The following is a 24278-nucleotide window of genomic DNA, read 5'->3' as shown; positions in this document are numbered from 1 at the left end:
TCAGTTTTTTATTTTTTTGTTTTCAAACTATTCAATTTTTTCCGTAAAAACCTTTTTAATTCCTTGTGCAATGTAAGCTCCAATTATTGCAGGAACAGCATATACAGCATAAAAAATGAATTCAAATGGAAACATATTGTGAGATGATGAATCAACAAACATTTCAAATATTGCTAGCATTGGAAAAAGCGCCATTGTTGTTAAACCGATTTTCCAACCTGATAAATTACTTAATAATTTCACACCAAAACCGCTTAAAAGTAACAGGCCAAAACTCCAGAATGAAATTCCTTCAATTCCGGTTCTAATCAGAGGAAACAATGGAGAATCGTACTGTTTTAAATCGGGTATAAAAAATGTTGGAAGCACTATAGAAATAATACCTAAAATTGATGCCAATAAATAAAACCAGAATACGTTTGTTTTCATAATATTTTTATTTTTTTCTTACTCATCTGGCTTTTCAGTATCGCACCGTTTTATTATGGTCGCTAGTCTACATTTGTAAAGTTAAGTTTTCGATCAGTTCCGTCTAACTATTAAAACGGGAAATATACCAATTAAATGTTTCTCTTGGCTATTTCATTCCTTTGTGTCGTTTCTTAAACTTGCCTTTAACGTTCCCGCCACTTTGCGAAGGCGGCGAATTTTAGCAGTAAATTTAACTAGATGTACAAAGCTTGAATTTAGCACTTCACTTTCATAGAAGCACGAAACCTCCGCTTTTGCAAAACGGCTGTTAGCAACAATTATTTTTACTTCGTCCAAGGTTCTTTGTCTATGGCATTCATAATTTTATTTCCATCATATATGCTTAATCCTTGCCAACTTCCAAACCAAATTTGTCCTTTGTTGTCTTCGAATATACTTTGTGTAACATTAGAGGTCAAGCCATCTTCGGTGGTGAATTGTTTGAAATTATTGCTAGCATATCGGTAAACACCATTGCCTTCTGCAGTAAACCAAATATTCTCTTGGCTGTCTTCATAAAAATTATAAGTTTCTACACCTGCAATAATTCCATCTTTTGTGAAGTTGGTGTAAGCTTTACCATCAAATTTGCTCACACCGCCATTAAAAGTTCCAATCCAAATATTTCCTTGTTTGTCTTCTATAATATCTGCAACGTTATTATCGGTAAGTTCATTTTTAGCTGTTAAATGAATAAATTCTCCGTTTTTATATTTAAAAATTCCATTCCCATCAGTAGCAAACCACATATTTCCGTTCTTGTCTTCGATAATTTTAAAAACCAATTTATCAGATAGCATCGGTTCTGCATTTTCGACTCTTGAAACTGGCAACGAAAAAGGTATAAACTTCTCTCCGTCAAAATGACTAACTCCAGCTGTCGCCCCAATCCAAATAAGTCCGTTTTTGTCAATTGTTAAACCCCAAATTTCCTCATCATCATCTGGTAATCCTTCTTTTGTTGAAAATGTTCTAAATTTTACACCATCATATTTTATGAGTCCTACAGATGTTCCAAACCAAATATTACCTGCTTTATCTTCTACAATCTCTAAAACCCTAAAATGAGGACTGACATCTGCAATTGTCATTTTTTCAAGTGTTTGACCAGCATAGCGAATAATCCCGTCTCCATTTGTTCCAAACCAATAGTTTCCATTTTTGTCTTGATGCATTGTTCTTACAAACTCTCTTACCATTCCACTTAAGTTGGTGTGAATTTGCGGAAATGTAGTGTTTTGTTTTAAAATGATTGGTTGGGTGCTTACTTGATTTTCTATTGTATCAGAAACAGATTTTTCTTTAACCTGTCCTATACAGGCCGAGATTTGAAGTGACAGAACTACCAAAAGTAAATTTCTAGCTTTGAATATTGTCTTATAACCAATGTTTGTCATATTGTTGGTTTTATAATTGTTGCTAACGTTTATTATAAGAGCAGTAGCGGATTTAAATGCACTTACTTTTCGGATAGCAAGATACTTAATTAAATGCAAAACGGTTCGAGTATTCACCCAAACCGGTATTGCTTTTATACAATGTTGGACACAGTTTTACCAGCTAAATTTTGCTATGAACAAGTGCTTTTTTCATCATTTTTTCATTCATTTTTGCTTGCATTTCAAATGGACTATGTTTTGCCATTGCCGCCATTACTTTGTTTTTCAATCCTGGGATTGAAAGAAACCGTTTGCCAAGTCCATTTAAGCCAACCTCTGCCACAACGGATGGCTCCATTGCTGTCATCGGAGTTTTACTCCAATCTACTCCGTTATTTGCTACCATAGGTGTTTTTGTTAATCCCGGAGACAACACGCTTACATCAACACCTTTTGGTTTTAACTCGCCATAAAGCGATGCTCCAAAATGTAATACGTAGGCTTTAGAACCCGCATAATTTGAAAAATAAGGATTAGGCATATGCCCAGATAAACTTGCCACCATTAATATGCCACCTTTTTTTCGTTCAACCATCCCTTTACTAAAATAATGTGCTAATTGTAAGGTCGAAACTACATTTATCTGGATTAGCTTCAATTCTTTTTCAATGGATGTTTTTTCAAAAGCGCCATTTACTTCAACACCTGCTGCAATTACTAAAAGTCCAATATCTTCTCCTACCGTTTTCACTAATTCAACACCTTCTGTAGTAGCTAAATCTGCAGAAATATACTTGGTTTCAATACCATATCTTGTGCTTAAAGCATCAGCGTGTCCTTTTAGTTCTTTTTCTTTTCGCGCTACCAAAATAATATTAAGCCCTTTGGCAGCGATTTGACTTGTTAATTCTGCTCCAATCCCCGAAGTAGCGCCAGTTACTAAAGCCCAGTTTCCGTATTTTTTCTTGAAATTAATATCCATAATTCAGTTTTTATTCGTGTTAATTTTAAAAAGTGTATACAATGGATCGGAAGCTACAATTGCTGGAATTAAAATTCCTACACCGATTAGTCCCCACCATGGTTGATTTACGTACCCCAAAGCAATAATGCATAGCGCTAATATCACTCGTACAATTTTGTCTGTTTTACCTACATTTTTGTTCATTGCTCCTATTTTTAGGTTTATGAGTACAAAGAACGGTAAGATTAGAAAAGCTTGTTTTGCAGATTAGTTCAAAAACTAACCGATTCGGCTCAATCGATATGCTGATGGTGATTTGCCTGTTAAAGATTTGAAGCTTCTATTGAACGTTGTCAAAGAGTCGAAACCTATATCATAGGCAATATCAGATACTCGAAAATCACTATTTTGAAGTAATTCTTTTGCCTTATCAATTTTGATTTTCGATAGGTACTTTATTGGACTTTCAGAATAAATCTCTTTGAACTTTCTTTTGAATGAAGACAAACTCATATGACAAAGTGTTGCCAATTCTTCAAGAGCCATGTTTGAATATAGGTTGAATTGAATAACCTCTTCAAATAAGGCGAAATTTGGTTTAAACATAGCCGAAAGAAAATCCAACTCAGAGGGCGCGTTTACTGTTTTGGTCATAAGAATAATGAACTCTTTCAGCTTATTCTGTATTAGTGTTTCATCTGCCAATTCAGGGTTTTCAATTAAAATATCAATGCTGCATTTAAAATGTTCCAAAAGTTGATTGACTTCAATTTCTTTAAGGTTGAAGTTTACGGTATGATTTGATTTAAGGATAGTAAAATCAGATAAGTCTTTTACTAATTCAGGATACATTAACAATCCAATTACCTCAATGCCTTCTCCTTTTGAAGGCGGTTTGTTGTTCGATTCCACAAAGTAGTTCATACATTTCGCCAACAATCCACTTCCTTTTTTTAAATGTAAATTTTCAGTTTGCGCTTTGATAGTAATATCTCCTTCATTTACAAAAATGAAACAGGCTTCATTTTTAAAATATTCTTTTGGCACTAAACCATTAAAATAGGGAAGGCTGAGTTTTTCAAAAACAACTTTGCCCTTATAGGTTAATATTTTTTTACTGTGTTCCAATTAATCTTAAATTGTGTCCAACTAGTATATAGGCGAAATAAAACTTCGCCAATCTACCCTTTTTTGGGTGTATATACGAAGTTTTGTTTCGTTTTGTCCTCTCAAATATATTACTTTATTTCTTACAAATCATCAAAGGGGCTTTTTATTTGTTGCAGGCTTTTCGTACTAACGTGAGTGTATATTTCAGTAGTTTTACTGCTGTTATGTCCCAATAATTCCTGAATATAGCGCAAATCAGTGCCGCTTTCTAGTAGATGAGTTGCATAACTATGCCGCAACCAATGCAAGGTGACAGGCTTTGTGATTCCTGTTTTTTGTAATGCTTGTTTTATTATTAGCTGTAAACTTCGAGCATCATATTGCAGCCCGGTTGTTCGACCTTCAAATAAATAAACCGTGGGTTTGTATACTTTATAATAATCACGCAGCATTTCTAATATCTTTGGACTCAAGGGTACAATCCGATCTTTTTTTCCTTTGGAGTTTTTGAGTAATACTATGTTTCTTTTTGAATCGATATGAACCGGCTCAAGTGCCAGCAATTCGCCACAACGCAACCCACAGGAATAAATCAACGAAAGCATCATTTTATGTTTGATGTTGCTGTGTGCATCCAAGATCAACTTTATTTCTTCTTTGCTCAAAACATTTGGTAAAAGCTTGGCTCGTTTGGGACGGTGAATTTTATCGATTTCTATCTTGGTTTCCCTAACCGTTAAGAAGAATAGCTTTATGGCGTTTACCCCGTAGGATAAAAAAAATGACGCATTCTGTTTCTAAGATATATTTTTCCATTTCCGGATTTTAAATATTTCTCTCTCCTAGTAGCATCTTGTTGATTTATGCAACCTTCAAAATATATTAATTTTATAGGCAATCTATCTTTAGTAGATTGAACTTTAGCAGATAGATGTTCATTTAACCTCTTTTTTAAATCGGAGGTGTAACCAGTATAAAATTGATTATCTTTTTCACTTAACAAAACATAAACGTAGTAATACATAGGTTCGATTTTTTATCCAACGGGGTGAACGATTTGGTTTTGATAAGAAGCTGACAGATTGTTTTTTAATATATGGTCGTTGTTGTAAATAATCACGTCTTCATTAGTGATTTCGGCAACTGGTTTTTCTCTGTAGAAAACGAGGAATGATTTCAAAGCGTCGCTGTAGGTGGTAATCGTGCTTGCGCTATAGCGTTTAGAGCGCATCCATTGCTTAAATTTCTCTATTTGCACCTCTCCTTCAGCTGAGGGGAAAGAGTGGGCAAGGGGGGGGTATATTGAAACGTTCTCGGTTTTCTAGCGTATCAGGAATATGCCAAAGCACTTTTTGCTGGCTCCATCTGGCTCCATTTATTTGTTTGATGCGCGCAATTAAGTCAGCATTTTTTTCAAAATAGACTGCAATGCGTTTTTCGGCTTTGTGTACAATAGGTCTTGCTGTCCAGTTCATATTGTGATGGTTTTCTTAGTTTAAAGATAAGAAAAAGCGAATAGGAATACTGATTTTAAAAACCGAATTATAAATGGAGATGTTCTTGTGATTACAGGAAGGATTACTGCACTATATTTTAATTTTAAAGGATTCATGGAACTTTGTTTGTAACATATAGCAGGAATAGCTCTTGAAAAAGATCCTGAAATAAATTCAGGATAAAAAAATTCCCCAACTACTGTCGCAATTGAGGAATTTAATTTATGGAGAAATAGAGTTACTATTCTTTAACGATAACCCATGAGCCTGAGGCTACTAAGCTCTCCGCTTTTTTGAATTTCATTTCTTGAGTTTGTCCGTTAGCTACGTTTTGAATCCTAACGGTATCATTGCGATTAATCTTTGGCATCTCTCTTACGATAGTTTCAGTAACTTGTCGTTGTTGCGTTTGTCCTGCTTCGCGATTATCTGCTTCGCTAGATCCTATTTCGTCTTTCGAAGTTTTATAATCTTCTTTCTTACGCACTACCTCTTTTGCTTCTTCAATCTCTGGAGCACTTTGTTGTGGTAAATCTCCTTTGAATAAGAATGAAATCACCTCTTTATTTACACCATTCAGCATACTGTTAAATAAATTGAAAGCTTCAAATTTATAAATTAGCAAAGGATCTTTTTGTTCGTGAACTGCGAGTTGAACTGATTGTTTCAATTCATCCATTTTGCGTAAATGCTTTTTCCAAGCTTCATCCACAATTGATAATGTGATGTTTTTCTCGAAATCAGCTACTAATTGTTTACCCTCAGTTTCGTAGGCTTTTTTCAAATCAGTGACTACGCTTAAAGATTTCACCCCATCAGTAAACGGAACTACGATGCGTTCGAACTGGTTTTTTTTATCCTCGTATATATTCTTGATGATAGGAAAAGCCTCTCTAGCACTACGTTCCGTTTTCTCCGTGTAATATTTTAAAGCTTCTTTGTATACTTTTCCAGTCAATTCTATTTCGGTCGTTTTCAAGAAGTCGCTTTCTGAAACAGGAGAAGTGATAGAAAAATAACGAATAAGGTCAATTTCAAAGTTTTTGAAATCATTGTTTGCTTTTGTGTCTTGTACTATAAGTTCACAAGTGTCATATAACATGTTAGCAATGTCCAGTTTCAAACGTTCTCCAAACAAAGCATGACGACGACGTTTGTACACCACTTCACGTTGTGCATTCATTACATCATCATATTCTAGCAAACGTTTACGCACACCGTAGTTGTTTTCTTCTACTTTTTTCTGTGCCCGTTCGATAGATTTAGTCATCATCGAATGTTGGATTACTTCTCCTTCTTCTAATCCCATTCTGTCCATTACTTTGGCCACTCTTTCGGAACCAAATAAACGCATGAGGTTGTCTTCAAGAGAAACATAGAATTGAGAACTTCCAGGGTCACCTTGACGACCTGCACGACCTCTTAACTGTCTGTCTACACGACGTGAATCGTGACGTTCTGTACCTACAATAGCAAGTCCTCCAGCCGCTTTTACTTCGGCAGATAACTTAATATCTGTTCCACGACCAGCCATATTTGTAGCAATGGTAACTACTCCAGATTTTCCTGCATCTTCAACAATCTGAGCTTCTTGTTTGTGCATTTTTGCATTCAATACATTGTGCGCAACACCTCTCATTTTTAACATTCGACTCAATAATTCCGAAATATCAACTGAAGTTGTTCCAATAAGAACTGGTCTTCCCGCCTTTGATAATGCAGTTACATCTTCAATTACGGCATTGAATTTCTCACGAGTCGTTTTATAAATGAAATCCTCTTTGTCTTCTCTTGCCATTGCTCTGTTAGTAGGAATTTCTACTACATCCAACTTGTATATTTGCCATAACTCACCGGCTTCAGTAACCGCAGTTCCTGTCATACCAGCTAGTTTGTTGTACATTCTGAAATAATTCTGTAAAGTTACCGTGGCAAATGTTTGGGTTGCTGCCTCAATTTTTACATTTTCTTTAGCTTCGATAGCTTGGTGTAATCCATCAGAATAACGACGACCATCCATGATACGTCCCGTTTGTTCATCGACAATCATGATTTTATTGTCCATGATTACGTATTCAGTGTCTTTTTCGAAAAGGCTATACGCTTTCAAAAGTTGGGTCAATGTATGGATACGTTCGCTTTTTATTCCAAAATCTTGGAATAATTTTTCTTTTTCCTCCGCTTCAGCGTCTTTTTCTAATTTTTTCTTTTCGATAGCAGCAATTTCAGTACCGATATCTGGAAGAACGAAAAAGTCAGAGTCAGTATCTCCTGAAAGGAATCGGATTCCATTGTCAGTCAATTCAACCTGATTGTTTTTTTCTTCAATAACAAAATACAAAGCTTCATCAATTTTATGCATCTCACGATTGTTGTCTTGCATGTATTGATTTTCCGTTTTTTGAAGCAGTTGTCTGATTCCTTCTTCACTCAAAAACTTGATCAAGGCTTTGTTTTTTGGAGCACTTCTATATGCTCTTAAAAGCAAGAAGCCACCTTCTTTAGTTTTTCCTTCTTTGATTAATTTTTTTGCCTCGGACAAAAATCCATTTGCTATCTGACGTTGAAGAGCAACTAAGTTTTCAATTTTTGGTTTCAACTCATTAAACTCGTGACGATCTCCTTGTGGTACTGGACCAGAAATAATCAAAGGTGTTCTAGCATCATCAATTAATACAGAATCGACCTCATCGACAATTGCATAATTGTGTTTTCTTTGAACTAAATCATCTGGAGAATGGGTCATGTTATCTCTTAAATAATCAAAACCAAATTCATTATTCGTTCCATAAGTGATATCTGCATTGTAAGCTGCTTTACGTCCTTCAGAACTTGGTTGATGATTATCAATACAATCAACAGTCATACCGTGGAATTCAAATAAAGGCGCTTTCCAAGTACTATCACGTCTAGCCAAATAATCATTTACAGTAACTAAATGCACACCGTTTCCTGTCAAAGCATTTAAGTAAAGTGGTAAGGTTGCTACTAATGTTTTTCCTTCACCGGTTTGCATCTCTGCAATTTTTCCTTCATGCAGCACCATTCCACCAATTAGTTGTACATCATAGTGAATCATGTCCCAGGTAATTTCTTTACCAGCGGCATTCCATTTATTTTGCCAAACAGACTGATCTCCATCAAGAGAAACATAGGGTTTAGTTCCAGAAAACTCTCTGTCTTTTTCGGTTGCGGTTACTCTAATTTCTGAGTTGTCCTTAAAACGTCTCGCTGTTTCTTTGACCACAGCAAAAGCTTCGGGAAGGATTTCAAGTAATGTTTTCTCAGACAAATCGTAAGCTTCTTTTTCTAAAGCATCAATAGCTACATAAATATCTTCTCGCTGGTCAATGTCTTCAATTGCTTCAACATCTTTTTTAAGAGTTGCAATTTTAGCGTCAAGACCTGCACGCGCAACTTGCAGTTGATCTTTGAAGAAAAAAGTACGAGCTCTTAATTCGTCATGGGATAGTGCAATTAAATTACTTTCAAAAGTTTTAATTTTGTTTAAGTAAGGCTGTAAAGCCTTGACATCTTTATCGGACTTGTCCCCGACAAAGGCTTTAAGAATGCTATTTATGAAACTCATAATATGTTTGTATTTCTGATTATTGTAAAGTGTAAATTTAACCAAAAAAAAAGCCTCTTTTGAGACTTTTTCTTTGCTTATTTTTTAATACTCATCCTCATTCCAAAGATAATCTTCGTCGGTTGGATAATCTGGCCAAATTTCTTCCATTGATTCATATATCTCGCCTTCGTCTTCAATAGACTGTAGGTTTTCAACTACTTCTAAAGGAGCTCCTGCACGTATAGCGTAATCAATAAGTTCGTCCTTGTTAGCAGGCCACGGGGCATCACTAAGATAGGATGCTAATTCTAAAGTCCAATACATCTTTTGTTGATTTAGTTTTGTGCAAAAATAATTTTTTTACTGAAAAAGACAAGTAAAAATTCGTTTATTTTTAAAAAAAGTTAAGAACGTGTTTTATTGTGTTATTTTTTAGCATTAAAGTTACACGTTTTTTATCAAAAAACTGTTACTAATTCCCGTTTGCTATTTCCTCGGAATCCATTTAACTTCCTCTGCTTTCAGATCGTGAGACAACTTTCGTGCCAATACAAAAAGATAGTCAGAAAGTCGGTTCAAATACTTAATCGCGTTTTCAGCTACGGGTTCATTGTGGCTTAAATGCACCGCTAATCGTTCAGCACGACGGCAAACACAACGCGAAAGATGACAATATGACACTGTAGTATGTCCGCCAGGTAGCACAAAGTGGGTCATTGGAGGGAGTTCGGCCTCCATGGCATCAATTTCATTCTCTAATAATTCAATATCGCTCTCTAGAATCCCCAGTTTTTTTAAACGAAGTTCTCCATTTTTTTTGATTTCTTTTTCTGGAGGCGTAGCAAGAATGGCTCCAATTGTGAATAAGCGATCTTGTATTTCGACAAGTATTTCTTTATAGTGGATGTTCATTTCTTGGTCGCGGACAAGCCCTATATAGGAGTTTAATTCGTCTACGGTACCGTAACTTTCAATTCTAATATGGTCTTTCGGGACACGTGTTCCGCCAAATAACGAAGTGGTACCTGTATCTCCAGTTTTAGTATATACTTTCATTTTAGTTTTATTTTTTTATGCGTGGATTTTATCAAAGTTTTCACAAAGCTACTTTATTAAATCTACTATAGCGTTAACAAATCGTTCCAAGGAACCTTTGCTTAGATTAAAATACAAATCAGGCTCAATGCATTCCACTTCCATTAGGTGCAATTGATTATCTATCACGATTCCGTCTACTCTAGCATATAAAAGTTCTCCAGCAAAGCTGTTGACAATTTCTTGTGCCTTTTCAATCAACTCAGCTTTGGGGTGTACCAAAGTATATTGACCACCAAACTGTACTTGAATTCTGAAATCCCCTGCAATTGGTTTTTTGTTGACGGCATGCGAGAATTTTTTATTAAAAAAGATAATGGACGTCTCTCCCAAAGTTTGAATTTCAGGCATGAACTCTTGTAATAGCAATTCTTTTTCGGAGGCTATTTTTTTGTAGGCGGTATTGATTCTTTGTGCCTCTTTTGATTCAAAGACTTCGGTTTGATAGGAACCCGCAGAAAAGGCTGGTTTTATGACTGCTTTTTTCCAATGTGCAGGCATTACTTTATCGAGGTCAAGCTTATCCGTTTTATCTAGAAAAACAGTAGGAAGAATTTTTATGCCTTGTTTTTCAATCTCACGCAAATAAAACTTGTGCTTGTTTTTTTTGATGATGTCTATGGAATTCAATGTCTTAATTCCCAATTGCTCGATCAGTTTAAGCCAAAGGTTAAATTCGGCTTCTTTCTCAAAGTAGTCCCAAGTATTGCGAAAAATTAAATAATCAAAATCGCTCCAGTTCACTGTTTTGTCGTTCCAAATCACGGCAGTGGCCGCAATATTAACCTTTGCCAGTGCTGGAATTAGCAGTTGGTCATTTTGTGTTAAATCGGGAAGCTTTTCGCAGGTTAGTATGGCGATTTTCATTTTTTGGTATTTTAAATAGTACTGTGATTTGGGTTTGCACTGCGAATTAGTGTAGGCGGTATCTTCCTTTTTTTTATTTAAAAAAGAGTAAGGTACAAGCGAACAGCCGGAAATTATTCCTAAAAAATGTTATTTGGTAATATCGCTTTCTACCATACCATCGCGTAAACGGATTATTCTATGAGCATATGCGGCAACCTCCTCCTCATGAGTCACTAAAATGACGGTATTGCCTTGGGCATGAATATCATTAAAAAGTTTCATGATTTCTTCAGAGGTTTTACTGTCTAAATTCCCTGTAGGTTCATCTGCTAGGATGATAGAAGGCTTGTTAACTAGTGCTCTGGCAATGGCTACACGCTGACGCTGTCCTCCCGAGAGTTGGTTGGGCTGGTGATCCATCCTATCCGCAAGATTTACCTGTGTAAGGACTTCAGAAGCGCGAGCACTTCTTTCGGATTTCGAATAGCCAGCATATATCATGGGCAAAGCTACATTGTCTAGTGCTGTGGTTCTGGGTAATAAATTAAAAGTTTGGAAAACAAACCCTATCTCTTTGTTACGTATTTCCGCTAATTCATCGTCCTTCATCTTACTTACATCTTTACTATTAAGGATGTAATTCCCAGAGGTGGGAGTGTCTAAGCAACCCAAAAGATTCATCAATGTCGATTTTCCTGAGCCAGAAGGTCCCATAAGGGCTACATATTCACCTTTATTTATTTCTAAGTCTATTCCTTTGAGAACATAAACGATTTCGTTTCCAAGTACAAAATCTCTTTTGATATTGGTAATTTTAATTAATGGGTTTGACATAGGTATTTGCAATTGATGAATTATAGTTTCTGGATTTTAAAAGTACAAAAGACTTTTGAATTAAATATATGTTGCCTGAAATACATTTTTGTTACAATAATATTTGAGATATTGGTCTGGTGATTTTCAGTTGAAGCTCAACTTTATCACTGCGCTGATTATTTTTGATAGTAAGTTCCTTTTTTATACTCGAATTATAAAATCTTGCTTATTCTGTTCGTTCCTGAAGAACACTAATCCCCATTGAAAAGTATCAATTGTGACGGTAACCCTAGGAAGTTTTTTTATCATTTCCCATGCCTCTTCCATATTAGAGGACCAATGGATGTCATCAAAAATCCAGACAGTCTCATTGGTAATCGTCGGAAGCAGTAATTCGAAATAGTCTAGTGTTGCTTTTTTAGAATGATTGCCGTCAAAGTAAATCAATTGATAATTGACAATTGACAATTGATTATTTATAAGATAGTTTTTAAATTCTGTTGCCACTGCATTCACATTGGACAATCCAAATTGTCTAAATTGGGTGTGAGCAATTCTTGTCGTTTCTGGGCAACCTTCCAGTGTGATGATTTTTGCTGTTGGATTTCCTAAGGATAGGGCAGAGGTAGCCAGTCCTAATGAAGTTCCAATTTCTAATATAGATTCCGGCTGAAAATAATGGGTGATTCTGAATAACAATTCAGCTCTTTTAGCAGAAATTCCTGCGGTTTTGGCAATCTTAGCTATTTCTCTACTATTGGATTTAAAAACTTTCGATCCTGCTCCAAAATCGCTAACGCTAATACTTTTTTTATTTTGCAAAAGCGAATTTCTGTAATCCTCTAAAACGGAATACGCTGTTTTTGGCTTGCGGTCATAAAAACATTTGGTAATCAAACTAAACACAAATGGGGAATGGACGGCATGTTCATTTTTAGAGTGCCAAAGGAATTTTAGGTAAGATTTTATTTGGAATAGCATAACAGTAAATAAAGCTTCAAAAACGAGACGCGAAGATACAAAAAATCGATGGTGAAAAGCTTTAAAGCTATAGGCATCAGTTTAGGACTTTCAGCTTTGAAACTTTAGGACTATTAAGTATATATTTGCAGCCTTGTTATTTCAATCAAGAACAATACAGATTTTTATGATGATCAAGGAAGAAACGGAGACGATGAATGCAATCAGTGCAATCGAAATAGAAAGATGCATCGCCATTCTGGCACAGTTGAATACAGATACAGATCAAATATTTGATATACCCAAAGAACAAAGAACAGCCTTGATCAAGGCTGCAGGTCAATTTTCAAGGCCGGATCGGGATGAGCTTTCCCGCAGAAAGAAAGATGGAAAAGTAGCTGCAAAACGCAAAATGGAAAAGCGAGACAGAACGGCCCGCAAGGAAACTGGAATTCGTCATGCACGTGAAGCTAGTATTTTTATGGCGCCAAAACTTTTGGCTTTAACAGACTTGGCTCTAAAAGAACAGCAGGAACTTGAGACTCCCAGAAACTGCTACGTATGTAAAACAGAATTTACAAAAATGCACCACTTTTATGATACCATGTGTACTGATTGTGGTGATTTTAATTATGCAAAACGTTTTCAAACTGCCAATGTAAAAGGGCAAGTGGCCGTTATAACGGGTTCGCGATTAAAGATAGGATATCACATTAGTTTGATGTTGTTACGCGGAGGAGCTACAGTTATTGCGACTACCCGTTTTCCGGTGGACTCGGCGCTGCGTTTTGGGCAAGAGCCCGATTTCATGGATTGGGGACACAACTTGAAAATTCACGGACTAGATTTACGACACATTCCAAGTGTAGAGATTTTTTGCAATTTTATCGAGCAAAAATATGAGAGATTAGATATTTTGATCAATAATGCCGCACAAACTGTAAGACGGCCGGCCGGATTTTACACCCACATGATGGAAAATGAAGAGCGAGCAATTAGCTCTTTACCCAAGCAAGCACAAGGATTATTGCTAGATCATATGAATTGTTTAGATGAACTAAAAGTATTGACTGCTGGAGCTTCTTCTAATCAAAATATGCCGGTCACTTGGCACGGTCCAGAACCTGGAATTGGTTTGCGGGCTTCCGCCAAATTATCTCAGATTCCGTATTCATTTGACAATGCATTGGTGGCGACAGAAGTTTTTCCAGAAGGGGAACTTGATGCCGACTTGCAGCAAGTGGATTTGCGAAAAACTAACAGCTGGCGTTTGAAGCTGGGCCAAATAGAAACCACAGAAATGATTGAAGTGCAGTTGGTGAATTCTGTTGCGCCTTTTGTATTGTGCAATAGACTTTCTGAAGTGATGAAAAAAGATAATACTGGGAAAAAACACATCATTAATGTTTCAGCAATGGAAGGAAAATTTCATCGCTTTTTTAAAGAAGCGCGCCATCCGCATACTAATATGGCCAAAGCCGCTTTGAACATGCTCACGCATACCGCTGCAGGAGATTTGGCGAAAGCTGGGATTTTCATGAATGCGGTAGATACGGGTTGGGTAACTGACGAAGACCCGGCTGAATTGGCCCAAAAGAAACAAGAACAGCACGATTTTCAGCCGCCGTTAGATATCGTTGACGGTGCTGCACGAGTTATGGATCCTTTGCTTGACGGCATCAATACGGGAAAACACTGGTGTGGAAAATTCCTGAAAGATTACAATCCGATTCCTTGGTAAAAACCGTAAAATTTTATAAACATAAAAACCACAACAGAATCATATTCTGTTGTGGTTTTTATTTGTTTTTATATCTAAACCACCAATTTCTTGAATTCAGTTCTAGTATCAGTACTAATTTTAAACTTTTCGCAAGATCAAAATTTGGCTTTAGCTTAACTAATTAAGAGATAGCTACTATACATACACTAAACAATAATCATTGTTATTTTTTTTTGTTAGATCCTTGGAGTGCTATTGCAAATCCTAGTCCAAACAAAACGGTTATAAGTGCTGCAAAGTATGGTATTAAGTCAGACATATTTATTGTTTTTGTACAAGTTTTAAATAAATTCCGAAAGCTAAGATGGAAGGAACCCAAAGGCCGATAAAAATAGCTTGATTTTCACTTCCTTCAAAAAACAAAATTTCTGAGAATATTAGTGAGAGGAAAGCGGATATGAACAACAACTTGTCTGTAATTGTAAATTTTTTTAACATTTTTGTAAGTTTAAAAATTATTTTTTAATAAAACAACAGCGCAAATGTAAGTAAATTAAGTTAGAACTGTTTGTTTGTATTGTTGTTTTATCAAATTATTAAGAGCTGTTTAGCTGACGGATTTTTTAGAGTACCGTCTAATATTTCGATTGTCATTTCAATCTAAAAACAAAAGCTGGAAGCTCTTATATTTGACTGTGCTGTTAGAGCTGAAATAAATTATAAAAACCACAACAGAATTAGATTTTGTTGTGGTTTTTACATTTTTGGTTATTTTGAAAGACCCGAATGGCTAGGAGTTCTATAGGTTTGAAAAACAATCACTTATTTTATCAATTCCTTCGGTTACCTTCGGGCAGTAGCGCTTTATATTAAATGGTGCAGACTGCTTATAGTTTGGAAAATAAACCTAAGCTAATCTTGCTGCTAAACAATTCGTCTCAAACCCAAATGTAGAGTCGGGTAAGAGTACAACACAAAACAAGTAGTTTTGATTATTGAGCTTACTTTTGTTGTCTGAATAACCAAGCCATCATCATAGGGTCACTGTATGCAGCAATCCAGGAGAAATGTCCTACTTCAGGATATTGGGTAAATCCCGGATGCGCTCCTTCTTTAGATAGGGCTTTTAGCATGTCTTGCGAATGTATTGGATCTACTGCTCCATCAAGCGCTCCATGAAAAATCCACATCGGGATATGCGCTATTAATGGTGCTTTCGTCAGGTCGCCTGCTCCGCAAACTGGCACTGCTGCTGCAAATAAATCGGGGAATCGGGATATTGCATCAAAAGTTCCATACCCGCCCATGGATAGTCCTGTGATGTATATGCGATTGAGGTCAACGGGATATTTTTCCATTGTTTCTTTAATTAGCTCAATCACTAGTCCCATAGGTTTTGAAGCTTGCGGTAGTAGTGAATTATCTTTATCTGAAAAGTTATACCATTGGTTCTTCTGAGGACATTGTGGCGCAATAACAATCGCAGGGTGAAGTTTCATATTCTCATCTGTTGCAAAATTGAGTACTCCCCACTTTAGTTGCGCCTCATTATCGTTTCCTCGTTCTCCTGAACCATGCAAAAAAATAACCAGAGGATATTTGCCGCTAATGGCATAATCTGGCACAAGCTGTCTATATTTTAAAGTGTCTCCAGTTGCATTAGTATATTTTTCAAAACTAAAAAGTGATGATTGTGAATAGGTGTTTGAAATGCTTCCACAGCAAATGAGGAATAACAGCAAGATGGGCTTTGTAGATTTTAATATTTTCATGTTTACGGCTTTAAAAATGAGTTTTAGAATCCTGCTAATTTATAAAAGATGTCTTTGAGAGACTAATTATATTTTTTATTTGTTTTTTGTATTTCTTAGTAAAATAGAAACCCCAACATTTTTAGCGCTACCGCTAAACCTGTTGGGGTTCATTATATATTTTGTTAAACGAAGATTCTCGGAGACTGTTCGAAGAAATACAAAAGCGCCTTTAGACACTAAGGCTTTCTCTGTTTTCTTCGCGAGCTTCACCGAAAGCAGTAATTTATCCTTCTATCTTGGCAGAAAGCTCAAACCAACGTTCTTCTTTCTCTTCCATTTTAGAAATAATATTTTCTAATTCTTTTGCTTTGTTTAAAACCTTGCTTTCTTCGACTTTTCCTTCCGAAAACAATTGTTCGATTTTTATTTTTTGAACTTCTAAATCTTTGATTTCTTTCTCAATTTTCTGATATTCTTTTTGTTCGTTGAAAGTCAAATTCCCCGTTGGGTTATTTTGTTTCCAGTCTTTCTTATCGGCTTTGTTTTCTTCTTTTTGGGCCACATCCGTACTGTCTTCGTAGGCTCTGAAATCAGAATAGTTTCCTGGGAAATCTTCAACCACACCATCGCCTCTAAAAATGAACAAGTGATCTACAATTTTATCCATGAAATACCTGTCGTGAGAAACTACCAATAGACATCCAGGATAATCCAAAAGAAAGCTTTCTAAGACGTTCAAGGTAACGATATCCAAGTCATTGGTTGGCTCATCGAGAATAAGGAAGTTGGGGTTTTGGATCAAAACCGTACACAGGTACAAACGTTTCAATTCCCCACCGCTTAATCTATCTACAAAATCATATTGTTTTTTTGAATCAAAAAGAAAACGTTCCAGCAATTGAGAAGCCGAAATCAATTTCCCTTTCATCAATGGAATGAATTCTCCGTATTCTTTAATGACATCGATAACACGTTGTCCCGGTTTTGGGTTTATTCCGCTTTGCGTATAGTAACCCACTTTTATGGTTTCACCCATTGAAACTTTTCCAGAATCCAGTGGTATTACACCGGTTAGTAAATTCAGGAAAGTCGATTTTCCGGTTCCGTTTTTCCCGATGATCCCAATGCGCTCGCCACGTTGAAAGTCAAAACTAAAATTGTCCATTATTACATGGTCCTTGAATTTTTTGGATATTTTGTGAAGCTCGATAATTTTACTTCCCATACGTTCCATATTAATCTCCAGTTCCACCTTGTTTTCCTTACGGCGACTTTGTGCTTTTTCTTTGATATCATAAAAGTCGTCCTGACGCGATTTCGATTTGGTCGTTCGCGCTTTCGGCTGACGTCGCATCCATTCCAATTCTTTTACGAATAAATTTTGTGCTTTATCAACACTCGAATTTTCAGAGGCAATGCGTTCTTCTTTTTTCTCCAAATAATAGGAATAGTTTCCTTTGTATTGGTATAATTTCCCATTGTCTAGTTCGATGATTTCGTTACAAACACGCTCTAGGAAGAAACGGTCGTGCGTCACCATAAATAAGGTAATATTTTCTTTGGTAAAATAAGATTCTAACCATTCTATCATCTCTAAATCCAAGTGATTCGTGGGCTCATCCAGGATTAATAAATCAGGACGGTTGATCAGAATGATGGCTAGCGACAAACGTTTTTGCTGTCCCCCAGAAAGATTTTTCACCTTAAGGTCGAAGTCTTCCAGTTTCAGTTTGAATAAAATTTGTCTGTATTGAGTCTCAAAATCCCAGGCGTTGTGACGGTCCATACCGTCAAAAGCTTTTTGGTAAGTTTCTTCGTCTTCCGGATTTTCTAATGCTTTTTCATAGGCTTCAATCACTTTCAATGTCTCATTATCCGAGGCGAAAATGCTTTCTTCAATTGTAAGTTCTTCCTGCAAATTATTGTTTTGCGAAAGAAAAGCCATTTTTATACCTTTTCTTAAAACGACATTTCCTGTATCAGGTTCGTCTAGGCCATTAATAATGCTCATAATAGTCGTTTTTCCAGAGCCATTTTTGGCAATAAAAGCGATTTTTTGGTCTTTATTAATCCCAAAAGAAATGTTTTCAAAAAGAGTTCTTTCACCAAAAGATTTGGAGATATTTTCTACAGATAAGTAATTCACAAGTCTAAATTTTTTGCAAAACTAAACTATTAAACTCGATTTACGAATTGTTTAACGGTATCTGGCTTTTTTAACCCGAATTAGTAGGAAAGCTAAGGAGATAATAAGCTACTTAAATCAAGTATGTGCAACCGTTGCGGACTATTAATGATTGGTTTTCTGACAAAATTTTCATTAGTAAGATAAAAGAGTAGGCCATCTTGAGTAGTGATACCCTCGACCTGATGAAACGGTAGCGCAATTTTAATCTTTCTCTTGTTGCCAGAAAAGAAATTGCTGTTGTTGTAATCATACAAAAGATAAATAAACGGTGAGAGTCTCTTGCTGTAGCCGGTTAAGGCAATAACTTTTTTGTGTGGCACATAAGTCGCTCCAGTAATAAGGCCTTCAATATTGCAGGATTCTTGATACTGTGCGACGTGATTGCCGGGAGTTTTAGCTAATGCGTAAACAGCCGTTCTTTTTTGTTTCCACTGCTTTGTAAATAAATAAATGCTGTCATCCAAAACAATTAAAGCTTCACAGTCAAAATTAGTAGTATTGGGTTTTGACTTTCTAAAGTCGGTTTGGTCCGAATACGAAAAAGAAAGGGTATCTATTTTTTGGACATCCAGTCCAAGTGACTCTTTCTCGATTCTTAGAATATGGAGGTCTTTTCTATTACCGGAAACATTATTCCCAAAATCGCCAATATAAAAATAGAGACTGTCCTGCGACATGTCTTCCCAGTCGGTATTGGTTATTTTTTTGAGAAGAATCTTCTTTTGAATAACGCCTGTTGTATCCATACCATAAAGGCTAGTGTCACTATCGTCGTTACTCGTCCACAATAGAGAATCCCAAAGAAGCAAACTTGAAGTTTCTTTCAAGATTGGGCTCAATTGAGCTGAAAAGTTAGGTTTTACTCTTTTTCGTACAAAGTTACAGCTTCCGTCATTTTGGGTAGCCAGTGGATTGTAATTCTTCGAAAGCGGATCCGTGCAACCCGAAATTTGGGAATAGCTTTGAACTGATGCTATTAATATAAGGAATAAGAGTATCTTTTTTGAGAACATAAAATAAAAATGATGGTACTGTTTTTCCAAAAGTAATGGATTCCTAGCGATTAATTCTAAATCAGGAGCGAAGCAAAAGGCTTTATTTGCAAGTATGGTTCCCGCTCTCGCCTTTATCTTTGCTCGTTCCTCACAAAGGATATCGTCTCTATCGGGGCTACTTGAGGTACATGGATTTTAATTGCCAATTTTGAAGCGCAGAACCTTTGTGTTTTCGTGTCTTAAAATATATATTTGCCATATGCAATTATCAGTAGTTATTCTCAACTATAATGTCCGCTATTTTTTAGAACTCTGTGTTTTAAGTGTTCAGAGCGCCTTAGAAAGTATAGATGGCGAAATTATTGTAGTTGACAATAATTCTTCTGATGATAGCTGCGCGATGATGCAGCTGCGTTTTCCGGAGGTCAAACTGATACAAAATAAAGAGAATCTTGGTTTCCCAAAAGGGAATAACATCGGCGTAGATCAAGCCCAAGGAAAGTATATTTGTATCCTTAATCCTGATACCGTCGTCGCAGAAGATACTTTTACTAAAGTTTTGGCTTTCGCCGAAAGCAAAAAAGATCTTGGAATAGTTGGGGTAAAGCTAATTGATGGAACAGGGAGTTTCCTGCCTGAAAGTAAAAGAGGTACGCCAACTCCTTTCGTTGCTTTTACAAAAATGATAGGTCTTTATAAAATCAGGCCGAAATTTGAATTGTTTGGGAGGTATTATGCCCAACATCTTCAAGCAGATGAAACGGGAGAAGTAGATATCCTCGTAGGGGCTTTTATGTTCATGAAACGTCAACTTTATCTTGAATTAGAAGGCTTTGACGAGAACTGTTTCATGTATTCGGATGATATTGATTTGTCTTACAGAATGTTGAAGAAGGGGAAATCAAATTATTACCTTAACCAGACGACAGTATTACATTATAAGGGGGAAAGCACGCTAAGAGACGGAATTTATATGAAACGCTTTCAGGAGGCCATGAATTTTTTCTATAAAAAGCATTTCAGGGTTTCTGCAGTTTTTTCGATAGTGATGAAAACAGGAATTGTGTTATTTTCATTGATAAAAATGCTACAAGCTAAGCCTAAATCAAAGAAAGCACCTCAATCATTTCTGTTCTACTCTTCTAATCTGGAATTAGCGACAAAAATGACTTCAATTTTTCAAAAAAAAGTTGGCTTTCACGATTTGAACACGGAAAAAATGGTAATTTCGTCTGTAATTAAAGATAGGCCGACTGTCGAAATTCTTTTAGACAACCATTTTGTTTCGTTTAAAGAGTGTATTCATTTTATGGAATCGTTTAAAAGCAAAGGTTTAACATTTAAAATTTTACCCAGAAAAACTAATTTTTTAATCGGAAGTGATAATTCCAATGAAAGAGGGGTAGTAGTAATAATTGAATGATAAATTACAGTAAATGTAATTTATATTTAAAAAATTTAGTAATTTCGCAAACTGATAACAAAAACCACCTTTTAGGTTAACAATATGGCAAGATTTGAATTAAAACTTCCAAAAATGGGAGAAAGTGTCGCTGAAGCAACCATCACAAATTGGTTGAAAGTGGTTGGAGACAAAATTGAAGCTGATGAAGCGGTACTCGAAATTGCAACTGATAAAGTAGACAGTGAAGTGCCTAGTGAAGTTTCAGGTGTTTTGGTTGAACAATTATTTGGAAAAGATGACTTAGTTCAGGTTGGTCAAACAATTGCAATAATAGAGACTGAAGATGGAGATGCTGTCCCATTTGTGGAAGAAGCGGTTGCTCCAGAAGTGGTTGCTGCGGTAACAAAAACTGTTGATGCAGCTAAAGAAAGCGTTGCCACACCGGCAGATTTCTCTGATTCTGACAAATTCTTTTCTCCTTTGGTCAAAAATATCGCTACGGCAGAAGGTATTTCCATATCCGAATTAGAGATGATTAACGGGACAGGAAAGGACGCAAGAGTTACTAAAAATGATATCTTAGAATACATAAAAAATAGAGGCGATCAAACCGCAGAAGTTCCTGCAAAATCGGTTGAAGCTCCAAAAGTAGTTGAAGCTCAGGTTCCAGTTGCGCAAAAAGCGGCTCCGGTTTCCGTAAGTGGCGGTGACGAGATTATTGAAATGGACAGAATGCGCAAATTGATTGCAGGATATATGGTCGCTTCAGTACAAACTTCGGCTCACGTGCAATCTTTTATCGAAGTAGATGTAACGAATATTGTAAAATGGAGAGAAAAAAATAAATTGATTTTCGAGAAAAGAGAAGGAGAAAAGTTGACTTACACCCCAATCTTCATGGAAGCAGTTGCAAAATCATTAAAGGATTTTCCAGGATTGAATATTTCTGTTGATGGCGATTTTATCATCAAGAAGAAAAATATCAATTTAGGAATGGCAGCCTCTTTACCAAATGGTAATTTGATTGTGCCAGTAATCAAAAATGCGGATCAATTGAACTTGGTGGGTATGGCCAAAGCGGTAAACGACTTAGGAGGTCGCGCAAAAGCGGGGAAACTGAGACCAGATGACACACAAGGTGGTACCTATACCGTGACTAATGTGGGTACTTTCGGAAGTGTTTTTGGCACTCCGATTCTGAATCAGCCACAGGTAGGTATTTTAGCTCTTGGAGCGATTAGAAAAGTGCCAGCAGTTATAGAAACACCAGAAGGGGATTTCATAGGAATTCGTCAAAAAATGTTCCTTTCGCACAGTTACGATCATCGTGTCGTAGATGGAGCGCTTGGAGGAGGATTCGTGAAACGTGTTGCTGAATATCTGGAGGCATTTGATGTGAACAGAGACATTTAAAAACTAAATAAAGGCTTATAAAAACCCAACAGATTTAAAAATTTGTTGGGTTTTCTTTTTTAGAATCTTTTAGTCCACAATCTTTAAACGATGACTTATTTTATAGTTTTAAGAAACTTTAAATGGCAATAGGCGGACAAATTTAAACTCAAATTTATATATTTGTGCTGACTCAAAAATAAAAAATGGAACTCAAACTCAATAAACCAATCTGCTTTTTCGATCTTGAAACCACAGGAATTGACATAGGAAAAGACAGAATTGTAGAAATATCAATATTCAAAGTATTTCCAAACGGAAATAAGGAAAGTAAAACCTGGCTAGTAAACCCTACGATTCCAATCCCTGCCCAAACGACGGCGGTTCATGGAATCACAGATGAAAAAGTAGCTAACGAGCCAACTTTTAATGAATTGGCGACCCAAGTGCATAACATGATTAAAGATTGTGATTTGGGCGGATTTAATTCGGATCGTTTTGATATCCCTTTATTGGCTGAGGAATTGCTACGTGCTGGAGTGGATTTTGACATGAAAAACTCCGTTTCGGTTGATGTTCAGACAATTTTTCACAAAAAAGAAGAGCGAACATTAGGTGCTGCCCTTAAGTTTTATTGTGGACAAAATTTAGAAAATGCCCATTCGGCGGAAGCTGATACCATGGCGACTTACGAAATATTAAAAGCTCAATTAGCGCGATACCCTGATTTGGAAAACGACATGAAGTCATTATCGGAATTTTCGACCAGAAAGAAGATTGCCGATTTTGCAGGAATGATTTCCTTTGATAAGGAAGGAAATGAAATATTCTCTTTTGGAAAACACAAAGGGGTCAAAGTAGACACTATTTTAGAAAAGGAACCGGGTTATTTCAGCTGGATTCAAAATGCTGATTTCCCTCTATATACTAAGAAAGTGTTGACTGCAATCAAACTTAGAAAATTAAATACGAAGTAAATGTTCAATGGGCGGATTTTTAGTGTTCAGTTTAGCTGATTTCTAAAAAAAAAATAGCGACTTGATCACTTGTTAAAATAGAATATAGAGTTATGAAAATCATCTGCATCGGTCGAAATTATGTTGACCACATTGAAGAATTGCAAAATGAGCGCCCAGCGGAGCCAGTAGTTTTTATGAAGCCGGATTCGGCAATTTTGTTAAAACAGCATCCGTTTGTGATTCCGGAGTTTACCGAGGACGTCCATCATGAAATTGAGATTATAGTCAAAATAAGTAAGGTTGGGAAGTATATTGACCCTAAGTTTGCTCATAAATATTATGACGAAATAAGCGTAGGGATAGACTTTACCGCTCGTGATTTGCAAGCCAAGCTTAAAGCAAAAGGTCTACCTTGGGAGAAAGCAAAAGCTTTTGATGGCTCAGCAGTGATAGGCGATTTTTTGCCGAAAGAGCAATTTAGTTCCTTAGAAAACATTACTTTTGAATTAACTAATAATAACAAGTCAGTACAGATAGGGGATTCCAGTTTGATGCTATGGAATATTGATGAGCTTATTTCGCATGTATCTCAATATTTTACATTAAAAATAGGGGATGTTATTTTTACAGGAACACCTTCAGGAGTAGCTGCGGTGCAGCCAGATGATGTTTTAGAAGGATTTTTAGAAGGACACAAACTATTTAGAATACAAGTAAAATAATGGCTTTAAATTATAACCTCTCAAAAGTGTACGCACTTTCAGATAACGACTCAGAATTTGTAAATGAAATTCTGACATTGTTCGTAACCGAAGTTCCTGAGGATTTAGCTCAAATCAAAGAAGGAATAAAGAAGAAAGATCATAAGCATGCTTACGCTTATGCTCATAAAATAAAACCGACCCTAGATCTTTTAGGATTAAATGTCGCTTTTGCAGAAATTCTTCAACTAGAAGCTTGGACAAAAACCGAGGGGAAAAAGAAAGATATTGAAGATACTTTTAAAAGTATTAAGAATCAAATTAATGATGCTGTAAAAGAAATTAAGAAAGACTTTGATCTTTAAATTTATTTATATTTTGTAATTACTATCTATCAACATTCATTTTTCATGAATGTTGATTTTGTTTATACGCTAAATCCTAAAATCA

24 protein-coding genes are annotated in these 24278 nt (G+C 36.1%); 6 read left to right on the top strand and 18 right to left on the bottom strand.

The features are described 5' to 3' along the window. Positions 1-27: 27 nt before the first annotated feature. The 15 genes from ACEN2H_RS06735 to ACEN2H_RS06665 form a co-directional block, all read right to left on the bottom strand. Positions 28-429: a hypothetical protein gene (locus ACEN2H_RS06735; protein WP_441731556.1), complete on the bottom strand. Its 402-nt coding sequence runs from the start codon at positions 427-429 to the stop codon at positions 28-30. 326 nt (positions 430-755) lie between these two features. After that, positions 756-1868, bottom strand: a complete 1113-nt coding sequence (locus ACEN2H_RS06730; protein WP_441731555.1) for a ligand-binding sensor domain-containing protein — start codon at positions 1866-1868, stop codon at positions 756-758. Between the two features lie 163 nt (positions 1869-2031). Next, positions 2032-2832, bottom strand: a complete 801-nt coding sequence (locus tag ACEN2H_RS06725; protein ID WP_441731554.1) for an SDR family NAD(P)-dependent oxidoreductase — start codon at positions 2830-2832, stop codon at positions 2032-2034. A 3-nt stretch (positions 2833-2835) separates the two neighbouring features. Continuing rightward, positions 2836-3018: a YgaP family membrane protein gene (locus ACEN2H_RS06720; protein ID WP_441731553.1), complete on the bottom strand. Its 183-nt coding sequence runs from the start codon at positions 3016-3018 to the stop codon at positions 2836-2838. A 75-nt stretch (positions 3019-3093) separates the two neighbouring features. Next, complete coding sequence (locus ACEN2H_RS06715; RefSeq protein WP_441731552.1) at positions 3094-3942, bottom strand: helix-turn-helix domain-containing protein; 849 nt, start codon at positions 3940-3942, stop codon at positions 3094-3096. A gap of 122 nt (positions 3943-4064) precedes the next feature. After that, entirely contained in the window at positions 4065-4589 is a 525-nt protein-coding gene (locus tag ACEN2H_RS06710; RefSeq protein WP_441731551.1) for a tyrosine-type recombinase/integrase, read from the bottom strand. Positions 4590-4684: 95 nt separating this feature from the next. Next, positions 4685-4948 carry a GIY-YIG nuclease family protein gene (locus tag ACEN2H_RS06705; protein WP_441731550.1) on the bottom strand — a complete coding sequence of 88 codons (264 nt, stop codon included), beginning with the start codon at positions 4946-4948 and terminating at the stop codon, positions 4685-4687. A gap of 12 nt (positions 4949-4960) precedes the next feature. Further along, positions 4961-5182, bottom strand: coding sequence for a site-specific integrase (locus ACEN2H_RS06700; RefSeq protein WP_441731549.1), 222 nt, complete (start codon positions 5180-5182; stop codon positions 4961-4963). A gap of 7 nt (positions 5183-5189) precedes the next feature. After that, positions 5190-5399, bottom strand: coding sequence for a hypothetical protein (locus ACEN2H_RS06695; RefSeq protein ID WP_441731548.1), 210 nt, complete (start codon positions 5397-5399; stop codon positions 5190-5192). 262 nt (positions 5400-5661) lie between these two features. Then, positions 5662-9009, bottom strand: coding sequence for a preprotein translocase subunit SecA (gene secA, locus ACEN2H_RS06690; RefSeq protein WP_441731547.1), 3348 nt, complete (start codon positions 9007-9009; stop codon positions 5662-5664). Between the two features lie 84 nt (positions 9010-9093). Beyond that, positions 9094-9315: a DUF2795 domain-containing protein gene (locus tag ACEN2H_RS06685; protein ID WP_007138072.1), complete on the bottom strand. Its 222-nt coding sequence runs from the start codon at positions 9313-9315 to the stop codon at positions 9094-9096. Between the two features lie 162 nt (positions 9316-9477). Continuing rightward, a complete protein-coding gene (locus ACEN2H_RS06680) occupies positions 9478-10047 on the bottom strand; it encodes a cob(I)yrinic acid a,c-diamide adenosyltransferase (protein WP_441731546.1) in 570 nt (189 codons plus the stop codon). Between the two features lie 48 nt (positions 10048-10095). Continuing rightward, positions 10096-10953 (bottom strand): ATP-grasp domain-containing protein, encoded by an 858-nt coding sequence (locus ACEN2H_RS06675; protein ID WP_441731545.1) that lies wholly within the window; start codon positions 10951-10953, stop codon positions 10096-10098. 129 nt (positions 10954-11082) lie between these two features. Continuing rightward, a complete protein-coding gene (locus ACEN2H_RS06670) occupies positions 11083-11769 on the bottom strand; it encodes an ABC transporter ATP-binding protein (RefSeq protein ID WP_441731544.1) in 687 nt (228 codons plus the stop codon). Positions 11770-11952: 183 nt separating this feature from the next. After that, positions 11953-12732, bottom strand: a complete 780-nt coding sequence (locus ACEN2H_RS06665; protein WP_441731543.1) for an O-methyltransferase — start codon at positions 12730-12732, stop codon at positions 11953-11955. Positions 12733-12901: 169 nt separating this feature from the next. Here ACEN2H_RS06665 and ACEN2H_RS06660 point away from each other — a divergent pair, with 169 nt between their 5' ends. Further along, positions 12902-14452, top strand: coding sequence for an SDR family oxidoreductase (locus ACEN2H_RS06660; protein WP_441731589.1), 1551 nt, complete (start codon positions 12902-12904; stop codon positions 14450-14452). A gap of 983 nt (positions 14453-15435) precedes the next feature. Here the strand turns inward: ACEN2H_RS06660 and ACEN2H_RS06655 are convergent. From ACEN2H_RS06655 to ACEN2H_RS06645, 3 genes are all read right to left on the bottom strand, one after another. Then, positions 15436-16206 (bottom strand): prolyl oligopeptidase family serine peptidase, encoded by a 771-nt coding sequence (locus tag ACEN2H_RS06655; protein WP_441731542.1) that lies wholly within the window; start codon positions 16204-16206, stop codon positions 15436-15438. A gap of 265 nt (positions 16207-16471) precedes the next feature. Beyond that, positions 16472-18334 (bottom strand): ABC-F family ATP-binding cassette domain-containing protein, encoded by a 1863-nt coding sequence (locus tag ACEN2H_RS06650; RefSeq protein ID WP_441731541.1) that lies wholly within the window; start codon positions 18332-18334, stop codon positions 16472-16474. Positions 18335-18426: 92 nt separating this feature from the next. Continuing rightward, the gene (locus tag ACEN2H_RS06645; protein ID WP_441731540.1) at positions 18427-19389 is read right to left on the bottom strand and encodes a T9SS C-terminal target domain-containing protein; all 963 of its coding nucleotides are present in this window, start codon (positions 19387-19389) and stop codon (positions 18427-18429) included. 241 nt (positions 19390-19630) lie between these two features. Here ACEN2H_RS06645 and ACEN2H_RS06640 point away from each other — a divergent pair, with 241 nt between their 5' ends. From ACEN2H_RS06640 to ACEN2H_RS06620, 5 genes are all read left to right on the top strand, one after another. After that, the gene (locus tag ACEN2H_RS06640; protein WP_441731539.1) at positions 19631-20794 is read left to right on the top strand and encodes a glycosyltransferase family 2 protein; all 1164 of its coding nucleotides are present in this window, start codon (positions 19631-19633) and stop codon (positions 20792-20794) included. Between the two features lie 84 nt (positions 20795-20878). Further along, the gene (locus ACEN2H_RS06635) at positions 20879-22189 is read left to right on the top strand and encodes a dihydrolipoamide acetyltransferase family protein (RefSeq protein WP_441731538.1); all 1311 of its coding nucleotides are present in this window, start codon (positions 20879-20881) and stop codon (positions 22187-22189) included. Between the two features lie 185 nt (positions 22190-22374). Continuing rightward, complete coding sequence (locus ACEN2H_RS06630) at positions 22375-23145, top strand: exonuclease domain-containing protein (protein ID WP_441731537.1); 771 nt, start codon at positions 22375-22377, stop codon at positions 23143-23145. Between the two features lie 92 nt (positions 23146-23237). Next, positions 23238-23849, top strand: a complete 612-nt coding sequence (locus ACEN2H_RS06625) for a fumarylacetoacetate hydrolase family protein (protein WP_441731536.1) — start codon at positions 23238-23240, stop codon at positions 23847-23849. Beyond that, positions 23849-24193: an Hpt domain-containing protein gene (locus tag ACEN2H_RS06620; RefSeq protein ID WP_441731535.1), complete on the top strand. Its 345-nt coding sequence runs from the start codon at positions 23849-23851 to the stop codon at positions 24191-24193. The genes ACEN2H_RS06625 and ACEN2H_RS06620 overlap by 1 nt, the downstream gene beginning before the upstream one ends. Positions 24194-24278 lie beyond the last annotated feature (85 nt).

This window comes from Flavobacterium sp. W22_SRS_FP1, assembly GCF_052113685.1.
In the GTDB taxonomy this organism is placed as follows: domain Bacteria; phylum Bacteroidota; class Bacteroidia; order Flavobacteriales; family Flavobacteriaceae; genus Flavobacterium.
The sequence above is the reverse complement of the archived record's forward strand: the minus strand, read 5'-3'. Positions and strand labels throughout refer to the sequence as shown.